At 71.4% G+C, this 18,245-nt stretch carries 16 protein-coding genes; all 16 read right to left on the reverse strand.

The features are described from left to right. Nucleotide 1 precedes the first annotated feature (1 nt). Complete coding sequence (nuoH, locus tag GA0070608_RS07925) at nt 2-1,357, reverse strand: NADH-quinone oxidoreductase subunit NuoH (RefSeq protein WP_091624240.1); 1,356 nt, start codon at nt 1,355-1,357, stop codon at nt 2-4. After that, nucleotides 1,354-3,918: an NADH-quinone oxidoreductase subunit G gene (locus GA0070608_RS07930; RefSeq protein WP_091624243.1), complete on the reverse strand. Its 2,565-nt coding sequence runs from the start codon at nt 3,916-3,918 to the stop codon at nt 1,354-1,356. Before GA0070608_RS07930 ends, nuoH begins: the two co-directional genes overlap by 4 nt. Then, entirely contained in the window at nt 3,918-5,234 is a 1,317-nt protein-coding gene (gene nuoF / locus GA0070608_RS07935; RefSeq protein WP_091624246.1) for an NADH-quinone oxidoreductase subunit NuoF, read from the reverse strand. The genes GA0070608_RS07930 and nuoF overlap by 1 nt, the downstream gene beginning before the upstream one ends. Beyond that, nucleotides 5,231-6,391, reverse strand: a complete 1,161-nt coding sequence (gene nuoE / locus GA0070608_RS07940; RefSeq protein WP_091624250.1) for an NADH-quinone oxidoreductase subunit NuoE — start codon at nt 6,389-6,391, stop codon at nt 5,231-5,233. Before nuoE ends, nuoF begins: the two co-directional genes overlap by 4 nt. Further along, nucleotides 6,388-7,713 carry an NADH-quinone oxidoreductase subunit D gene (locus GA0070608_RS07945; RefSeq protein WP_091624253.1) on the reverse strand — a complete coding sequence of 442 codons (1,326 nt, stop codon included), beginning with the start codon at nt 7,711-7,713 and terminating at the stop codon, nt 6,388-6,390. The genes nuoE and GA0070608_RS07945 overlap by 4 nt, the downstream gene beginning before the upstream one ends. Then, the gene (locus tag GA0070608_RS07950; protein ID WP_091624256.1) at nt 7,710-8,435 is read right to left on the reverse strand and encodes an NADH-quinone oxidoreductase subunit C; all 726 of its coding nucleotides are present in this window, start codon (nt 8,433-8,435) and stop codon (nt 7,710-7,712) included. Before GA0070608_RS07950 ends, GA0070608_RS07945 begins: the two co-directional genes overlap by 4 nt. Nucleotides 8,436-8,490: 55 nt before the next feature. Continuing rightward, nucleotides 8,491-9,165, reverse strand: a complete 675-nt coding sequence (locus GA0070608_RS07955) for a NuoB/complex I 20 kDa subunit family protein (protein ID WP_091624260.1) — start codon at nt 9,163-9,165, stop codon at nt 8,491-8,493. Between the two features lie 14 nt (nt 9,166-9,179). Beyond that, complete coding sequence (locus GA0070608_RS07960; RefSeq protein WP_091624263.1) at nt 9,180-9,545, reverse strand: NADH-quinone oxidoreductase subunit A; 366 nt, start codon at nt 9,543-9,545, stop codon at nt 9,180-9,182. Between the two features lie 133 nt (nt 9,546-9,678). Beyond that, the gene (locus GA0070608_RS07965) at nt 9,679-10,956 is read right to left on the reverse strand and encodes a geranylgeranyl reductase family protein (protein WP_091624268.1); all 1,278 of its coding nucleotides are present in this window, start codon (nt 10,954-10,956) and stop codon (nt 9,679-9,681) included. Nucleotides 10,957-11,135: 179 nt separating this feature from the next. Then, complete coding sequence (locus tag GA0070608_RS07970) at nt 11,136-11,366, reverse strand: hypothetical protein (RefSeq protein WP_091624270.1); 231 nt, start codon at nt 11,364-11,366, stop codon at nt 11,136-11,138. 54 nt (nt 11,367-11,420) lie between these two features. Continuing rightward, a complete protein-coding gene (locus GA0070608_RS07975; RefSeq protein ID WP_091624273.1) occupies nt 11,421-12,140 on the reverse strand; it encodes a demethylmenaquinone methyltransferase in 720 nt (239 codons plus the stop codon). Nucleotides 12,141-12,248: 108 nt separating this feature from the next. Continuing rightward, the gene (locus tag GA0070608_RS07980; protein WP_091624276.1) at nt 12,249-13,499 is read right to left on the reverse strand and encodes a cell wall anchor protein; all 1,251 of its coding nucleotides are present in this window, start codon (nt 13,497-13,499) and stop codon (nt 12,249-12,251) included. Nucleotides 13,500-13,727: 228 nt separating this feature from the next. After that, nucleotides 13,728-14,933 carry an LPXTG cell wall anchor domain-containing protein gene (locus GA0070608_RS07985; RefSeq protein ID WP_091624279.1) on the reverse strand — a complete coding sequence of 402 codons (1,206 nt, stop codon included), beginning with the start codon at nt 14,931-14,933 and terminating at the stop codon, nt 13,728-13,730. A 334-nt stretch (nt 14,934-15,267) separates the two neighbouring features. Then, entirely contained in the window at nt 15,268-16,458 is a 1,191-nt protein-coding gene (mqnC, locus tag GA0070608_RS07990; protein WP_091624282.1) for a cyclic dehypoxanthinyl futalosine synthase, read from the reverse strand. Nucleotides 16,459-16,652: 194 nt separating this feature from the next. Further along, nucleotides 16,653-17,771, reverse strand: coding sequence for a 1,2-phenylacetyl-CoA epoxidase subunit PaaE (paaE, locus tag GA0070608_RS07995; protein ID WP_091624285.1), 1,119 nt, complete (start codon nt 17,769-17,771; stop codon nt 16,653-16,655). Next, nucleotides 17,768-18,244, reverse strand: a complete 477-nt coding sequence (gene paaD, locus GA0070608_RS08000) for a 1,2-phenylacetyl-CoA epoxidase subunit PaaD (RefSeq protein ID WP_091634596.1) — start codon at nt 18,242-18,244, stop codon at nt 17,768-17,770. Before paaD ends, paaE begins: the two co-directional genes overlap by 4 nt. Nucleotide 18,245: the final 1 nt, after the last annotated feature.

Below are 18,245 nucleotides of genomic sequence, written 5' to 3' on the forward strand. Positions count from 1 at the left end.
GTCACACCTCCCTGGAGTCCGGGCCGGCGGCGATGTTGGCCGGTTCCCGCTCGGCGACCACGCGCCTCGTGCGCGGGCTCGGTGGTACCTGCAGGTCCATCGGGGGCAGCGGGAAGCTGCCGTGCGGCCGGCTGTTGACCTGCTCCTGGACCGTCGGCTTCGGCTGCTTCTTCCGGCTCGGCCAGAGCAGCGTGGCGAGCAGCAGGAGGCCAGCGGGGATGCCGACGGCGATCAGCTTGCCGCGCGAGTCCCAGTCCTCGATCGAGCGCAGACCGGCCAGGACCAGGATCCAGACCAGGTTGATCGGGAGCAGGACCTTCCAGCCGAAGCGCATGAACTGGTCGTAGCGCAGCCGGGGCAGCGTGCCCCGCAGCCAGACGAAGACGAAGACGAGCATGACGACCTTGGCGAAGAACCACAGCATCGGCCACCAGCCGGAGTTGGCGCCCGCCCAGATGGAGGTGATCGGCCACGGCGCGTGCCAGCCGCCGAGGAAGAGCGTCACGGTGAACGCCGACATCGTCACCATCGCGACGTACTCGCTGAGCATGAAGAGCGCGAACTTCAGCGAGCTGTACTCCGTTTGGAAGCCCGCCACCAGCTCCGACTCCGCTTCGGGCAGGTCGAACGGCGCCCGGTTCGTCTCACCGACGATGGCGATGAAGAAGATGATGAAGCTGGGGAGCAGCAGGAGCGCGTACCAGCCGGGGGCCGGAACCTCGAAGCCCCCGATGCTCAGCCGGGTGCCGTCGCCCTGGGCGGCGACGATCCCGCTGGTCGACATGGTGCCGGCGGTCATGAAGACCGCGACGACGCTCAGGCCCATGGCGACCTCGTACGAGACCAGCTGAGCGGCGGAGCGCAGGCCGCCGAGCAGCGGGTACGTGGAGCCGCTGGCCCAGCCGCCGAGCACGATGCCGTACACGGCCAGCGAGGAGAAGGCCAGCACCACCAGCACCGCCACCGGCACGTCGGTGACCTGCAGCGGCGTCCGGTGCCCGAAGATGCTGACCATCGGCCCGAACGGGATCACCGAGAGCGCGGTGACCGCGCAGACCACCGAGATCACCGGAGCGAAGAAGAAGACGACCTTGTCGGCGGTCCGCGGGAGGATGTCCTCCTTGAAGGCCAGCTTCAGGCCGTCGGCGAGGGTCTGCAGCAGGCCGAACGGGCCGGCCTGGTTGGGGCCGGGCCGCACCGCCATGCGGCCCACGACCCGGCGCTCGAACCAGACGCCGAGCAGCGTGGCCAGCACGGCGACGACGAACGCGAAGACGATCTTGCCGAGGACCAACCACCAGGGGTCCCGGCCGAAGTCGGCCAGCGTCGGATCCTGGGCCAGGTAGACCGCGTTCACTGCTGTACACCCCCTGCGTTGAGGAGCGGGCCCGGGCGGTCGGCCGCGTCGGCGGCGACCGCGGCGGCGGAGATCCGCACGACCGCTCCGGACGTCGCGCCGAGGCTGCGCCGCACGGTCGAGCCGGGCGAGTTGGTCGGCAACCAGACGACGCCGTCCGGCATCTCGGTGATCTCCACCGGCAGGGTCAGCGCCCCCCGGTCGGTGCCCACCGTCACCGGGTCACCGTCGGCGACGCCGAGCGCCTCCGCGGTGCCCTTGCCCAGCCGGACCACCGGCGGGCGGGCGGTGCCGGCGAGGTACTCGTCGCCGTCGATGAGGCTGCCCAGGTCGATCAGCTGGTGCCAGGTGGCGAGCACCGCCTCACCGGCACCCGGCTCCCGCACTGCGGCCGGCTCCACCGACGGGGCGGCGGGACGGTCGGTGCGGGTCCGCGGCAGCGCACCCAGCTCACGGCGGACGCTGAGCACGTCGCCGGTGCCGAGCTGCACGTCGAGCTGCGCGGCGAGCGCGTCGAGCACCCGGCCGTCGGTCATCGCGGCGGTGTGCAGCACCGCCTCGAAGGTACGCAGCCGGCCCTCCCAGTCCAGGAAGCTGCCGGCCTTCTCGGCCACCGGGGCGACGGGGAAGACCACGTCGGCCCGCCGGGCCACCGCGCTCATCCGCAGCTCCAGGCTGACCAGGAACGGCACCTCGTCCAGGGCCGCCTCGGCCAGCCTCGGGTCGGCCAGGTCGGCCGGGTCGACCCCGGCCACCACCAGCGCGCCTAGCTGACCGCCGGCGGCGGCGGCGAGGATGCCGTCGGTGTCCCGGCCGGCCTGGCTCGGGATCACCCCGGCCGCGATGTCCCACGCCTCACCGAGCTCGGCCCGGCCGGCCGGCTCGTTGACCAGGCGGCCACCGGGAAGCAGGTTGGGCAGGCAGCCCGCGTCGACCGCACCGCGGTCACCCGCGCGCCGCGGCACCCAGGCCAGCCTCGCGCCGGTACGCCGGGCCACGTCCGCCGCCGCGGAGAGCCCGCCCGGCACGCTGGCCAGCCGCTCGCCGACGATCAGGATCGCGCCCTCGGCGCTGAGCGCCTCGGCGACCGTCGCGTGCTCGGCGAGCACGGTCGCCTCCTCGCCCGGCACCACCCGGGCCAGCTTGGCCCCGAGCTTCTCCAGGCCGCGGGTGGCGAACGGCGCGAGCGCGTACACCGTCAGCTTCTTCTTCAGGTACGCCTTGCGCAGCCGCAGGAAGAGGATGGGGCACTCCTCCTCCGGCTCCAGGCCGACCAGCACCACGGCCGGCGCCTTCTCCACGTCGGCGTACGTGACGTCGGTGACCCCGGCGACCGAGCTGGCCAGGAAGTCGGTCTCCTCGCGGGAGACCGGCCGGGCCCGGAAGTCGATGTCGTTGGTGTTCAGGGCGACCCGGGCGAACTTCGCGTACGCGTAGGCGTCCTCGACGGTCAGCCGGCCGCCGGTCAGCACCGCCGTGCCCCGCCCGCCGTCCCGCGCCGCGCGCAGCCCCTCGGCGGCGACGGCCAGCGCCTCGCTCCACGCCGCCTCACGCAGCTCGCCGGTCTGCTCGTCGCGGACCAGAGGCGTGGTGAGCCGGTCGAAGGCGCGGGCGTACTGGAAGCCCCACCGCCCCTTGTCGCAGTTCCACTCCTCGTTCACCGCCGGGTCGTCGCCGGCCAGCCGGCGCAGCACCTTGCCGCGGCGCCAGTCGGTGCGCTGGGCGCAGCCGGCCGAGCAGTGCTCGCAGACGCTCGGGGAGGAGACCAGGTCGAACGGCCGGGCCCGGAACCGGTACTGGGTGCCGGTCAGCGCGCCGACCGGGCAGATCTGCACCGTGTTCCCGGAGAAGTACGAGTTGAAGGGCACATCCCCGGAGACAGCCGGAGCGTCGGCGGAGGCCGAGCCGGCATGGCACGCACAGCCGGTGCCGGCGGAGGCAGAGCCGCCGCAGCCGGTGTCCGCCCCTACGCCGTAGTCCTCGTCCCGGTAGATGTTGATCTCCTCGGCGGACGACCGGCCCATCAGGTCGATGAACTTGTCGCCGGCGATCTCGTCGGAGAACCGGGTGCAGCGCTGGCAGAGCACGCAGCGCTCGCGGTCGAGCAGCACCTGCGTGCTGATCGGCAACGGCTTCGGATACTCCCGCTTGTGCTCGTGGAACCGCGAGTCGGCGCGGCCGGTCGACATGGCCTGGTTCTGCAGCGGGCACTCGCCGCCCTTGTCACACATCGGGCAGTCGAGCGGGTGGTTGAGCAGCAGCAGCTCCATGACCCCCTCCTGCGCCTTCTTGGCGACGCTGGAGGTGAGCTGGGTGCGTACCACCATGCCGTCGGCGACGGTCTGGGTGCAGGAGGCGACCGGCTTGCGCTGCCCCTCCACCTCGACCAGGCACTGCCGGCACGCGCCGGCCGGGGCCAGCAGCGGGTGGTCGCAGAACCGGGGGATCTCGGTGCCCAACTGCTCGGCGACCCGGATCAGGAGCGCCCCCTTGGGGGCGGTGACCTCGACGCCGTCGATGGTGAGCGTGACGGTATCGGTCTGCTTGACGACGTCAGTCATTAGTGCGCTCCAACCAGCTGCTTGTCCGACAGCTTCGGCGCGGTACGTCCCTCGATGTAGTCGAGGTAGTCCTGCTTGAAGTACTTCAACGAGGAGGTCACCGAGCTGGTCGCACCGTCACCCAGACCGCAGAACGAGCGGCCGAGGATGTTGTCGCAGGTGTCCAGCAGGGTGTCCAGGTCCTCGTGGGTGCCCTGGCCGGCGAGGATCCGCCGGTAGACCCGGACCATCCAGTAGTTGCCCTCGCGGCACGGGGTGCACTTGCCGCACGACTCGTGGTGGTAGAACTCCAGCCACCGGTAGGTCGCGTAGACCGGGCAGTCCTGGTCGGAGAAGATCTGGGTGGCCGTGGTGCCGAGGATCGAGCCGGCCGCAGCCACCCCCTCGAAGTCCAGCGGCACGTCCAGGTGCTCGGCGGCGAGCAGCGGCGTCGAGGAGCCACCCGGGGTCCAGAACCTCAGGTTGTGGCCGGGCTGCATGCCGCCGGCCAGCTCGATCAGCTCCCGCAGGGTCACGCCCATGCCGCACTCGAACTGGCCCGGGTTGACGATCCGGCCGGAGAGCGAGTAGATCATCGGGCCGGACGACTTCTCCGTGCCCATGGTCTTCCACCAGTCGGCGCCGCCCAGCACGATGTACGGCACGCTGGCGATGGTGCCGACGTTGTTGACCACGGTCGGGCTCGCGTACAGGCCGTGGGTGGCCGGGAACGGCGGGCGCAGCCGGGGCTGGCCCCGGAAGCCCTCCAGCGAGTCCAGCAGCGCGGTCTCCTCGCCACAGATGTACGCCCCGGCGCCCGAGTGCACCACCAGCTCCAGGTCGAACCCGCTGCCGAGGATGTTCCGGCCGAGGTAGCCCTTGGCCTGCGCCTCCCGTACGGCGTTGCGCAGCCGGCGCGCGGCGTGTACCGCCTCGCCGCGGATGTAGATGTAGGCGCGGTTGGCCCGGATCGCGTACGACGCGATGATCACGCCCTCGACGAGCGCGTGCGGGTCGTGCGTCATCAGCGGGAGGTCCTTGCAGGTGCCCGGCTCCCCCTCGTCGGCGTTGACCACGAGGTAGTGCGGCTTGCCGTCGCCCTGCGGGATGAATCCCCACTTCAGACCGGCCGGGAAGCCTGCGCCGCCGCGACCGCGCAGGCCGGAGTCCTTGATCAGCTGGATCAGGTCGTCCGGGTGCGCCTTGAGCGCCTTACGCAGGGCCGCGTAGCCGTCGAGCTTCTCGTAGGTGCCGATCCGCCAGGCGTCCGGCGACAGCCAGCGCTTGGTGAGGACCGGCGTCAGCTTGGCCAGGGTCTCCGGCCGGGGAGTGGTCACTTCTGGACCCCTGTCTCGCTCGCGGCGGCGGAGCCCGCGCCAGCGGCGCCCGTCCCCGCCTCGGCTTCCTTGAGGTTGCGCTGCTGTGCCCCGGCCTCGTCGCCGGCGGGCTTGCCGTCGCCGGCCGGCGCGTTGGCCGCCACACCGGCGGCCTCCGCCTCCTGCGCGTCGCTGGGAGCCGGCGGCGCGCCGTCCACCGGGATCTTGGTCCCGGGGGCGTCCGGCACGGCGGTCGCCGCGTCCGGCTGCCGCGTCTCGGCGGCCCGCACCTCGGGCGACTTGTCGTCCGGCGCCTTGACGTCCCGGGTGGTGCTGCCGGCCGCCTCGGCGGCGGGGGCCGGCTCACCGACGCCCGCGTTGCGCGCCGTACCCGAGGTGGTGGCCTTGCCGCTCACGGCCGGGACGGCCTCGGGGGCCGGCTTCGCGGCGGCCTCGCTCCTGGCCTTCGCCTCGGCGGCGGCCTTGTCGGCCTCGGCCTTGCTCCGGATCGGGGTGTTCGGGTCGAAGCCCGGCACCGAGATGCCGTGCTCCTGGGCCAGCCGCAGCCCTCGCAGGGTGGGCTCTCCCGGCCCGCCGTCGGCGACCGCGCCCTCCCGCTCGTCGGCGAAGCCGGCGAGCTGGACCGCCATCTCCTTGAGGGTGCAGAGCCGGGCGCCCCGGGTCGGCATCGGCCGGCCCCCGGCACGCAGCTCGTCGACCACGCCGCGCGCGGCCTGCGGGTCCACCCCGTCGAAGAAGTCGTAGTTGACGGTCATCACCGGGCCGTAGTCGCAGGCCGCCAGGCACTCGGCGTGCTCCAGGGTGATCTTCCCGTCGGCGGTGGTCTCGTCGTGCCCCACCCCGAGGTGCTCGGAGAGGGTGTCGTAGACCTCCTGGCCACCGAGCACGTTGCACATCGTGTTGGTGCAGACGCTCACCAGGTAGTCGCCGGTCGGCCGGCGCTTGTACATGGTGTAGAAGGTCGCGACCGCACCGACCTGGGCCTTGTTCAGGCCCAGCACCTCGGCGCAGAACGCCACGCCGGCCGGGGAGACGTAGCCCTCCTCGGACTGCACGAGGTGCAGCAGCGGCAGCAGCGCCGACCGGGACCGGTCGGCCGGGTAACGGGCGATGATCTCCCGTGCCCGTTCGCGGGTCTCGTCAGTAAAAACGCTCATCGGTCACAACCACCCATCACGGGGTCCAGCGAAGCCCCACCGGCGATCACGTCGGCGATCAGGCCGCCCTCGGCCATCGCCGGGAGGGCCTGGAGGTTGACGAAGCTCGGCTCCCGGTAGTGCACCCGGTAGGGCCGGGTGCCACCGTCGGAGACGGCGTGCACACCCAGCTCGCCGCGGGGCGACTCGATGCCGACGTAGACCTGACCCGGCGGCACCCGGAAGCCCTCGGTGACGAGCTTGAAGTGGTGGATCAGCGACTCCATCGACTGACCCATGATCTTCGCGACGTGCTCCAGCGAGTTGCCCATGCCGTCGACGCCGATGGCGAGCTGCGCCGGCCAGGCGATCTTCTTGTCGGCCACCATCACCGGGCCCGGCCGGAGCCGGTCCAACGCCTGCTCGACGAGCTTGAGCGACTCCCGCATCTCGGCGAGCCGGACCAGGTAGCGGCCCCACACGTCGCCGTCGGTGTGCGTCGGCACGTCGAACTCGTACGTCTCGTAGCCGCAGTACGGCATGGTCTTGCGCAGGTCCCAGGCGAGGCCGGCGGAACGCAGCACCGGGCCGGTCACGCCGAGCGCGACGCAGCCGGTCACGTCGAGCACGCCGACGTTCTTCGTCCGCTCGAGCCAGATCGGCTGCCCGGAGAGCATGTTCTCGTATTCCTTGAGCCGCTTCGGCAGCAGCTTCAGGAACTCGCGGATCTTGACGATCGCCTCGTCCGGCACGTCCTGGGCGACGCCGCCCGGCCGGACGTACGCGTGGTTCATCCGCAGGCCGGTGATGATCTCGAAGATCTCCAGGATGTACTCACGCTCGCGGAAGCCGTAGAGCATGACGTTGATCGCGCCCAGCTCCATGCAGGTGGTGGCCACCCAGACCAGGTGCGACGAGATCCGGTTCAGCTCCATCATCAGGACCCGGATGGTGTTCGCCCGCTCGGTGATCTGCTCCTCGATGCCGAGCAGCTTCTCCACCGCCAGCGCGTAACCCGTCTCGTTGAAGATCGGGGCGAGGTAGTCCATCCGGGTCACGAACGTGCTGCCCTGGATCCAGTTGCGGTATTCGAGGTTCTTCTCGATGCCGGTGTGCAGGTAGCCGACGACCGCGCGGGCCTCGCGGACCGTCTCGCCCTCCAGCTCGAGGACCAGCCGGAGCACACCGTGCGTCGACGGGTGCTGCGGACCCATGTTGACGACGATCCGCTCGTCGTTGATCGGGTCGGTCCCCGAGACGACGCTGTCCCAGTCGCCACCGGTGACGGTGAAGACCCTGCCCTCGGTGGTGTCGCGCTCGCTGGCGTAGTTCGACGTGCTCACTGGTAGGACCTCCTCCGGTCCGGCGGCGGGATCGCAGCGCCCTTGTACTCGACCGGCACGCCGCCGAGCGGGTAGTCCTTGCGCTGGGGGTGCCCCTCCCAGTCGTCCGGCATGAGGATCCGGGTCAGGTTGGGGTGGCCGTCGAAGACGATGCCGAACATGTCGTACGCCTCGCGCTCCTGCCAGTCCGCCGTCGGGTAGATCGACGTGACGCTCGGCAGGTGCGGCTCCTCGACGGAGACCGCGGCCTCCAGCCGCACCGTGCGACGGTAGGTCATCGAGGTGAGCTGGTAGACGACGTGCAGGCGACGGGCGTCGGCGCCGAGGTAGTCCACCCCGGAAACCGACGAGCAGAGCTCGAAGCGGAGCGCCATGTCGTCCCGCATCACCTGGCAGACCTCGGCGATCCGCTCCGGGCGGATGTGCAGGGTCAGCTCGCCCCGGTCGACCACGACCTTCTCGATGGCGTCGCCGAAGGCGGGGTACGCCTCCTCCAACGCGTCGCGGACCTCGTCGAAGTAGCTCCCGTACGGCCGGGGGGCGTCCTCGATGGTCTGGCGCCGGCGGACGAGGCCGCCGAAGCCGGACACGTCTCCGGAGCCCTGGTTGCCGAACATGCCCCGGCCGGCCGGGCTGGCCGGGGGATACTCGGCGGGTGCTCCGCTGGTGGCGCCGGCCGGCGTCACCGGTACCGGCACGCCGCCGTCGTTGGGCGCGGTCACTGGGCCCGCCCTCCGTTCGCGGCTGCGGGGCTCCGCTCCGCCGCACTCCTCGCGTTCACCGCGACCCTCCGTGCTGAAGGTGGTTCTGGGCCTTCATCCAGTTCTCGATCCGCAACTGCTCCTCGCGGCCCTCACGGACCGCCTTGGTCCACTCGGCCCGCCGGGCCTTGTCGCTCCGGTAGGACGACGGCATCGAGCCGTAGGGGACGGCCGGGATGTCGCCACGGGCCTGGCGCGCCTCGAGCATCTTGCGGCCGTTCGGACCGAGCGGCTCGTGCCCGATCTTCTCGCGCAGCTTGAGGATCGCGTCGATGAGCATCTCGGGCCGGGGCGGGCAGCCGGGAAGGTACATGTCGACCGGGACGATGTGGTCGACGCCCTGGACGATGGCGTAGTTGTTGAACATGCCGCCGCTGCTGGCGCAGACACCCATCGAGATGACCCAGCGGGGCTCCGCCATCTGGTCGTAGATCTGGCGCAGCACCGGGGCCATCTTCTGGCTCACCCGGCCGGCCACGATCATCAGGTCGGCCTGTCGGGGCGAGGCCCGGAAGACCTCCATGCCCCAGCGACCCATGTCGTAGTGCGGGCCACCGGCGGCCATCATCTCGATCGCGCAGCAGGCCAGGCCGAAGGTGGCCCCCCAGACCGACGTCTTCCGCGACCAGTTGACCAGCTTCTCCACCGAGGTGAGCAGGACACCGGCGGGAAGCTTCTCCTCGATACCCATCTGAGGTTCCTCCCTCAGTCCCAGTCCAGGCCGCCACGCCGCCAGACATAGGCGTACGCGACGAAGACCGCGACGATGAACAGGACCATCTCCACGAAGCCGAAGATCGGCAGGGCGTCGAACGAGACCGCCCAGGGAAAGAGGAAGATGATCTCGATGTCGAAGACGATGAAGAGCATCGCCGTCAGATAGAACTTGATCGGGAACCGGCCGCCGCCGACCGGCTGCGGGCTGGGCTCGATGCCGCACTCGTACGCCTCGAGCTTGGCTTTGTTGTAACGCCGGGGACCGGCGAAGCGGGCGGCGGCCACGGAGAACAGCGCGAACCCCGCGGCGAGGGCGAACAGCCCGATGATCGGTGCGTAAGGCGAGAGCGACATCGTATTCTCCTGCTCGTCCTTCCCTGCCCCTGGTCCTTGACAAAAAATCACACTATTCACGTCCCGCGCGACGGCTGCCGGCGGGGGTCGATCTGTCCTGGCCCGTGGCCGTCGCCAGCCGCGCGCCCGGTCGTCACACGGCTGGTGCCGCCCTCGTCATCGCGTTGATGACGCGGTCCATCGCGTCCCCGTCCCGGGGGTCGGTCAGGTTGGCCAGCAGCTTGAGCACGAAGCGCATCAGCATCGGGTGGGGCATCCCGTGCTTCGTGGCCATCCGCATGATCTCGGGGCGGCCGATGAGCTTCACGAAGATGCCGCCGAGCCGGTAGTAGCCGCCGAAGCGGGCCTTCAACTCCGTCGAGTACGCCGCCAGGGCACGCTCCCGGTCCGCGCCGGCCGGACGGGCGAGCGCCTGCACGGCGACCTCCGCGGCCAACTCGCCGGACTCCATCGCGTACGCGATGCCCTCGCCGTTGAACGGGTTGACCATGCCGCCGGAGTCGCCGACCAGCATCACGCCACGGGTGTAGTGCGGCACCCGGTTGAACCCCATGGGAAGGGCGGCGCCGAGGATCGGGCCCTCCGCGTTCGCCTCGTCGGTCATGCCCCAGTCGGCGGGCGTGTTGGCCAGCCAGTCGGTGAGCAGCCGGCGGTAGTTGGTCTTGCCGAAGGCGGACGAGGAGTTGAGCACGCCGAGGCCGACGTTGACCCGGCCGTCACCCAGCCCGAAGATCCAGCCGTACCCGGGCAGCAGGTTGTCGCCGCTGTCCTTGCTGCGCAACTCCAGCCAGGACTCCAGGTAGTTGTCGTCGTGCTTGGCCGGCGAGCGGTAGTAGCGCCGGACGGCGACGCCGATCGGCCGGTCCTCCCGCTTGGCCAGCCCGAGAGCGAGCGGGAAGCGGCCGGAGACCCCGTCGGCCGCGACGACCAGCGGGGCGTGGAAGGTGGCGGGCTCCTTGCCCGGGCCGACCTCCGCCTCGACGCCGGTGACCCGGCCGTCCGGGCCCAGCACCGGGCCGATGACGTTCACGCCGGTACGCAGGTCGGCCCCGGCCTCGACGGCCCGTCGGGCGAGCAGGTCGTCGAAGTCGAGCCGGGTGCGCACCAGGCCGTAGTTGGGGAAGCTCGCCAGGTCGGGCCAGTCCAGCTCCAGCCGGACGCCGCCGCCGATCACCCGCAGGCCCCGGTTGTGCAGCCAGCCCGCCTCGGGCGAGGTGTCGACGCCCATCCGGATCAGCTGTCGCACCGCGCGCGGGGTCAGCCCGTCGCCGCAGACCTTCTCCCGGGGAAACTCGGTCTTCTCCAGCAGCAGCACCCGTACGCCGTGCTGAGCCAGGTGGTACGCGGTAGCCGACCCACCGGGACCGGCGCCCACGACAATCACGTCGGCGTCATGCTCCACTGCGGTCATCCGCGCCTCCCTCCCGCACGCTCGTGAAATCCTTCACAAGCCAGACGGTGGGAGTCTATGACCGACGCGATAACCGGGCCGGAGCAGGGGTACCTAACTTGCCGGAATCGCGCCGGCCGAGGTCGGGTGGGGCGCCGGCCGAGGTCGGGTGGGGCGCCGGGCGGGCGTCGGGTGGGGCGTCAGTGCCGGGCGGAGGCGGTCGCGTCCAGACCGGCGTCGTGCCGGATCGCCTCCGGCAGGTGCTCGCGCAGCGCGCCGCCGGCGGCGCGGTCCAGGGCGGCCAGCACCTCGGCCACCACCTGACGAACTTCGGCGGGATCCGCGCCGGCCAGATCCTTGAGCTGGGCGATGAGTTCGGCCGCGTCGTCCTCGGCGGCCTCCACGCCGACCGCCTGGTCTGGTCCCGTCATGGGGCGAGCTTACGGAACAACGTGGAGCAAAAACGGATATTCGCGAAAGAGGGATCAGACCGTCTGAACGCGGACGGCACGGTGCAGTGCCGCGATCCCGCCCGACATGTTGCGCCAGGCCACCCTGCCCCAGCCCGCCGCGCCGATCCGCGCGGCCAGGGCGGGCTGGTCGGGCCAGGCCCGAATCGACTCGGCCAGGTAGACGTACGCGTCGGGGTTGCTGGAGACGGCGCGTGCCACGCTCGGCAGCGAACGCATCAGGTACGACAGGTAGGCGGTGCGGAAAACCGGGTTCACCGGCGTGCTGAACTCGCACACCACCAGCCGGCCACCCGGCCGGGTGACCCGGGCGAACTCACGCAGCGCGGCGTCGGTGTCGTTCACGTTACGCAGCGCGAACGAGATGGTCACCGCGTCGAAGCTGGCGTCGGCGAAGGGCAGCTTCAACGCGTCCCCGGCCAGCAGCGGCACCTGGGGGCGGGAGCGCTTGCCGACACGCAGCATGCCGAGGGACAGGTCCGCGCCCACCGCGTACGCGCCCGACTGCGCCAACTCCTCGGTGGAGACACCGGTGCCGGCGCCCACGTCGAGCACCCGGTCACCCGGCCGCAGGTCGAGCGCGGCCCGGGTGGCCCGCCGCCAGAACCGGTCCTGCCCGAAGGAGAGGACGGTGTTGGTCAGGTCGTAGCGGGCCGCCACGCCGTCGAACATCGCGGCGACCTCGTGCGGCTGCTTGTCCAGGTTGGCGCGCTGGCCCTGCGGGGTACGGCTCACCCCTCCACTCTGCCAGCCCGGCCCGGCCGGGCGGCCGGTGGGTCAGCCGCGGGCCGGGTACGCCACAGGGGCGGGGGGTCGCCCACCCCGCCCCTGTCCGATCGTGCGTCAGTTGGTCGACTTCTCGTCGCCGGGCGTCACCAGGACGACCCTGCGCCGCCGGGAGAGCAGCAGCAGCGCGCCGCCGGCCAGCAGCACGGCCGCGCCGATGCCACCGATCAGGCCGGCCTGCACACCGGTCACCGGCAGTCCGCCGCCGTCACCGCCGCCACCGCCACCGGCGCCCGGGGTCGTGGTCGGGCCCGCCGTGGGTCCGCCGGTCGGGGTCGTCGTCGGCGCCACGGTCGGGGTCGGCTGCGGGGTCGGCTGCGCCGACAGGTCGACGAAGGCCTCGAAGGTCGTGTGGTTGTCCAGCACGTCGACCTCGGTGAAGGCCTTCCGCTGCGCCGGGCCGGCCACCTGCGGCTCCGCCTCCGGCTCGCCCTCGGCCGCGTCCAGCCCCTGCGCGAAGAGGTCGCCCTCCCGGAGCACCGGCTCGGTCACGTCGTCGCCGACCTTCACCGTGACGTCGGCGGTGTAGTACTGCCCCCGGCGGATGGTCACGCCGGCGTCCTCGCAGAACGCCTGCTGCTTGCCGAGGAACTCCTGCCTGAGGCAGCCCTCCGGCAGCGTGACGAAGCTCACCCCCGCCGGGAGGCTGATGCCGTAGAAGAGTCCGGTCGCGGGCCGGCTGCCGTCGTTGTAGACCGCCCAGTCCAGCGGGACGGTCTCGCCCCGGCGCACCGGCTTCAGGTCCGGCTCGTCGGCCACCGCCCCGTTGACCACGACGTTGGCCTGGACGTCCTGCACCCAGGCGGTGAGGTCGTAGCCCGGCTTCGTCACGGTGATCGGCACGTCGATGTCTTTGTTGTTGTTGAGGTCCGGATCGCCGGTGGCCGAGCTGACCGTCACCAGCAGCACGCCGCCGTTGCCCTTGCCGCCGGTGCTGAACAACGGGATGCCGAAGTCCTCGCTGGTGCCCCCGCGCAGGTCACCGAGCAGGCAGGTGAACGTGGCACCGGTCGTCTCGCAGCCGTCCGGAACGACGTAGCCGACTCTCTTGGCCTTGAGGCCGCTGGTGTCCACGGTGACCGTGACCGCCTTCGCGTCGACCGCGCCGGTGAGGTTCTGGACGGTGAACTTGAACGGTTTGGCCTTCGCCGCCTTCACGCCCTTGGCCACGTGGTAACTGACCGGCGTCAGAGCCAGGTCCGCCTGGTCGGCGGCGTGTGCGGGAACGGCGACGGCGGCCAGGCCACCCGCCGCGAGGAGCGCCACGACACCGGCGCGGGCCAGGGTCGAGCGGTGGAGCAGGGTCATCGGTCCCCCGGGGGGTTGGGAAGAAACGGATGGTTGCGGAACCGGCCGGACGTTATCGAAGGTCGATGCGACACGCCAGCAGGGAGAACGTGTTTCATCCGTCCGGCCGGTCCGGTCGGACGGACGGTCTGACGGCCCGACACACGGCGGGGGCGGGATGGTCGCCCATCCCGCCCCCGCCGCCGTGCGTTATGTGAACGACCCTCGCGGGTCGATGGAGGACGAGCCTCAGGCGGTCGGCCTCTCGTCGCCCGGGGTCACCAGGACGACCCGGCGCCGCCGCGCCACCATGAACATGACCGCGCCCGCGACCAGCACCGCGCCGCCGATGCCGCCGATCAGGGTGGTCTGCGCGCCAGTCACCGGCAGGCCGCCGTCGTCGTCACCGCCGCCGCCCTCGCCGCCGGTTCCGGCGGCCACGACGACCGCGTAGTCGTCCTTGTTGTCGGTCGGGTCGAGGTCGGCGAACCGCGGGTCGTCGGCGCCGACCACCACGGCCTTGCCGATGGTGGTCCGGCTGGTCTTCCTGGCCAGCGGGGAGTCGACCGGCAGGGAGCCGAGCGCCTCGGCCTCGAGCGAGCCGCCGGGCAGGGTCGAGGGAGCCTTGACGCCCTTGTCGACGACCACCGGCATCTCCAGGAACATCCCCATCCGCGGCTCGAACTGGAACGCCTTGTCCTCGCAGACCGCGCTGCGCTTGTCCGCGCTGACGGTGCAGGCCTCCATGGGCAACGCGAAGGTCACGCCCTTCGGCAGCTGGAACGTCAGCCTGATGCCCTGGCCGATCATGTCCCCCTGGTTGATGACCTCGCCGAGGACGACGGCGGTGTCGCCCGGCCGCACCGGAGCGGCCGGCTGCTCCGCCCCGGCGTCGAGGTCGAACCGGGTCTTCACGTCCTCCACCACGACGCCGAGGTCGACGCCGCTGTCCGTGGTGATCTCGACGTTCGCCTTGGCGGAGTTGTTGCTCTTGTCCGTGTCGTCCGGCGACTCGATGCTGAAGGTCACCGGGGCGGAGTACGCCTCCTTGACCGCGTCCGGGTTCTTGACCACGAAGACGAGCACCTCGGCGGTCTCGCCCGGGCCGGGGATGTCCTCCTTGGCGACCTTGCAGGTCACCAGCTCGGGCCGGTCGTCACCCTCCAGGGTGCAGTCTCCCGTGAACGGCGTGATCAAGGCCTTGTCGAAGTCCACCTTCGACACGTCGGCCTTGACGACCAGCTCGGTCGGCGTGCCCGTGCCCTTGTTACTGATCTTGACCCAGCCGAACTTGCCCTCCACGTTGGCGGTCGTCTTCATGCCGACGACGGCCTGGAGCGCCAGGTCCGTCTCGGTGCTCGTGGCGTGGGCCGGCGTGCCCATCGCCGTGAACACGCCGGATGCCAGCAGCGCGGCAGCGCCGAGGCGCGCCAGCGAGCGGTTACGGAAGATCATGGAAGAGGTCCCCCCGTTGGGGTGCAGGAAAGGTACGGGCCGGGACGTTAGCGGTCCACGATCATGCCCGCCACCCCGCCTCTCACCGCGCTGAGCAGCACCGCTAAGAAACGCTTAAGGAATGTCCGGATTGATGTGGCTTGTTGCCGCCGGCCACCCGATCCCGCCGGCTCAACCGCCAGCTCAATCGATACCCGTGGCCGGTAGCCGCTCCACCGATCGGCCAGCCCGTCCCGACCACGGTCGCTCACGTCGGGTCGACACGGTGTTCACCTGTGACGCACAGACGTCGACCCCCCACCGTCCTGGACGGTGGGGGGTCGAGATGTCGGGATCAGCGGGCGTCGACCAACGGCAGGGTCTTGCCTGCGCCGCCGCCCGGAATGGCGATCGAGGAGAAGTGCGAGACCACCCGATCGTCGGTCGGGTCGTCGGCCGGGGTGCGGTGCACGGCCAGCCGGTTGTAGAGCGTGTCCCGCTGGGCGGGGATCCGGTCCGCCGAGCGGATCATGCCGATCAGCTCGTGCAGGTTGGAGCGGTGCCGCGCACCGGCGGAGGAGATGACGTTCTCCTCCAGCATGATCGAGCCGAGGTCGTCCACGCCCATGTGCAGGGCGAGCTGCCCGACGTCCTTGCCGGTGGTCAGCCAGGACGCCTGGAGGTGCGGCACCGTCTCGAAGAAGAGCCGGGCCACCGCGACCAGCCGCAGGTACTCCAGGGTGGTGGCCTGGGTCCGGCCCTTGAGATGGTTGTTCTCCGGCTGGTACGTCCACGGGATGAACGCCCGGAAGCCCTTGGTGCGGTCCTGCACGTCGCGGATCATCCGCAGGTGCTCGATCCGCTCGGCCGCGGTCTCGCCGGTGCCCATCATCATGGTGGCGGTCGACTCGACGCCCTGCCGGTGCGCCAGCTCCATGACCTCCAGCCAGCGCTCGCCCGACTCCTTCAGCGGGGCGATCGCGGTGCGCGGGCGCGCGGGCAGCATCTCGGCGCCGGCGCCGGCGATCGAATCCAGCCCGGCTGCCTTGATCCGGGCGATGGCCTCGTCGAGGCTGACGCCGGAGACCTTGGCCATGTGCAGGATCTCGCTGGGGCCGATCGAGTGGATGGCCAGCTGGGGGTATGCCTTCTTGACCGAGGAGAACAGCTCCTCGTAGTACTCCACCCCGTAGTCGGGGTGGTGCCCGCCCTGGAGCATGACCTGGGTGGCGCCCAGCTCGACCGCCTCGCCGCAGCGGCGCAGGATCTCCTCGGTCGGGTGGGTCCAGCCCTCCTTGTGCTTGGGGGCCCGGTAGAACGCGCAGAACTTGCACGCCGTCACGCAGACGTTGGTGTAGTTGATGTTGCGATCGATCAGGTACGTGACGATGTTGTCCGGGTAGCGCCGTCGGCGCACCGCGTCGGCAGCCTCGCCCAGGGCGTGGAAGGGCGCCTCGGTGTAGAGCAGCAGGGCCTCCTCAGGCGTGATCCGCCCGCCGTCCGCGCCGCGCTGCAGGATGTCGTCGATCTCCCGGCTCACACTCACCCCCCGAGCCTACGTCGCCCCGCCCCCGGCCGGCCTCGCCGGACTCCTGTCGACCACGCCACAGGTGGCGCCGTTCCGCACGGCGCCAAGGCCTGCTCACGCTGAATCTTGGACAGTTTCCGTTGGCGCCGGACGGAAACTGTCCAAGATTCACGGAGATCATGATCGATTCGCCGGGGTGGCGGACGATCTCGTCAGGCGTCGTAGTCGACCGTCAGGGTGTCGGTGGTCGGGCTGGACTGGCAGGTGAGGACGTAGCCGGCGGCCACCTCGTCCGGCTCCAGCGCGTAGTTGCGGGCCATCGTGACCGCGCCGTCGACCACCCTGGCCCTGCAGGTCGAGCAGACCCCGCCCTTGCAGGCGTAGGGCAGCTCGCCGCGGACCCTGAGCGCCGCGTCCAGCACCCGCTCGTCGCGCCCCATGGTGAAGCGCGACGACCGGCCGTCCAGCAGGATGGTCACCTCGGCGCCGGCCCCCGGCTCGTCGGCCGGACGCCGTGGCGGGGCCGGGGCCTCGGCGACGTGGAACAACTCCGTGTGCACCGCCGACTCCGGCACGCCACGCGCGGCGAGCACCGCCCGGGCGTCCACCACCATGTCGTACGGGCCGCAGAGGAACCACTCGTCGACGGCGTCACCGGGCACGATGGTGTCCAGCAGCCGGCCCAACCGGTCGGCGTCGATCCGGCCGGAGAGCAGCGGCGACTCGCCCTGCTCCCGGGAGAGCACGTGCACCAGGTGCAGCCGGGTCGGCCAACGGTCCTTCAGGTCGGCCAGTTCCTCGGCGAACATCACCGTGTTCGCCGTGCGGTTGCCGTACACCAGCGTGAACGTGCTGGCCGGCTCGACGGCGAGCGCCGTCGCGACCAGCGCGAGCACCGGGGTGATGCCCGAGCCGGCGACCACCGCGCCGTAGCGGCGGGCCCGCTCCGGTGTGAAGGCCGTGGTGAAGTGCCCGAGCGGCGGCAGCACCTCGATCGTGTCGCCGCCGCGCAGCGCGCCGCAGGCGAACGCGGAGAAGGCGCCGCCGGGGATCTCCCGCACGCCGATCCGCAGCCACCCGTGCCGGGCCAGCTCGTCGGGCGTGGAGCAGATGGAGTACGACCGCCGCACGTCCGCGCCGACGGCAGCGGCGGTGCCGGGGCGCCGGACGGTGAGGTGCTGGCCGGCGAAGAACGCGAACGTCTCCCGCAGCTCCGCCGGCACGGCGAAGGTGACCGCCACGGCGTCGTCGGTGAGCCGGTCGACGGCGGCGACGGGAAGCGGGTGGAAGACCGGCCGGCGACGGACCGGGCGGGTGATGGTGACAGTCACAGCGCCTTCAGGTGGTCGAAGGGTTCACGGCAGGAACGGCACCGCCAGAGCGCCTTGCAGGCGGTCGAGCCGAAGCGGCTGACCTGCTCGGTCTCGGGCGAGCCGCAGCGCGGGCAGCGGACGGCGAGGACCAGCGGCACCACGTCGCCCGCGCGGACGGGCGCCGGTGGGGCGATACCGGCGGCGGCCAGCTTGGCCCGGCCGCTTTCGGAGATCCAGTCGGTGCTCCACGCCGGGCTCAGGACGGTCCGCACCTCGGCGTCGGGATGCCCGGCGGCAGCCAGCGCGCGTCGGATGTCGGCGCGGATCACGTCCATCGCCGGGCAGCCCGTGTAGGTGGGGGTGATGGTCACGACCACCCGACCGGTGGCCGGGTCCTCGTCGACCGCCCGCAGGATGCCGAGGTCGTCGATGGTGACCACCCGGATCTCCGGGTCCACCACCGCCGCCACGGCTGTCCTGGGGTCACTCACC

Origin of the sequence: Micromonospora peucetia (assembly GCF_900091625.1) — a bacterium.
GTDB classification, from domain to species: Bacteria; Actinomycetota; Actinomycetes; order Mycobacteriales; family Micromonosporaceae; genus Micromonospora; species Micromonospora peucetia.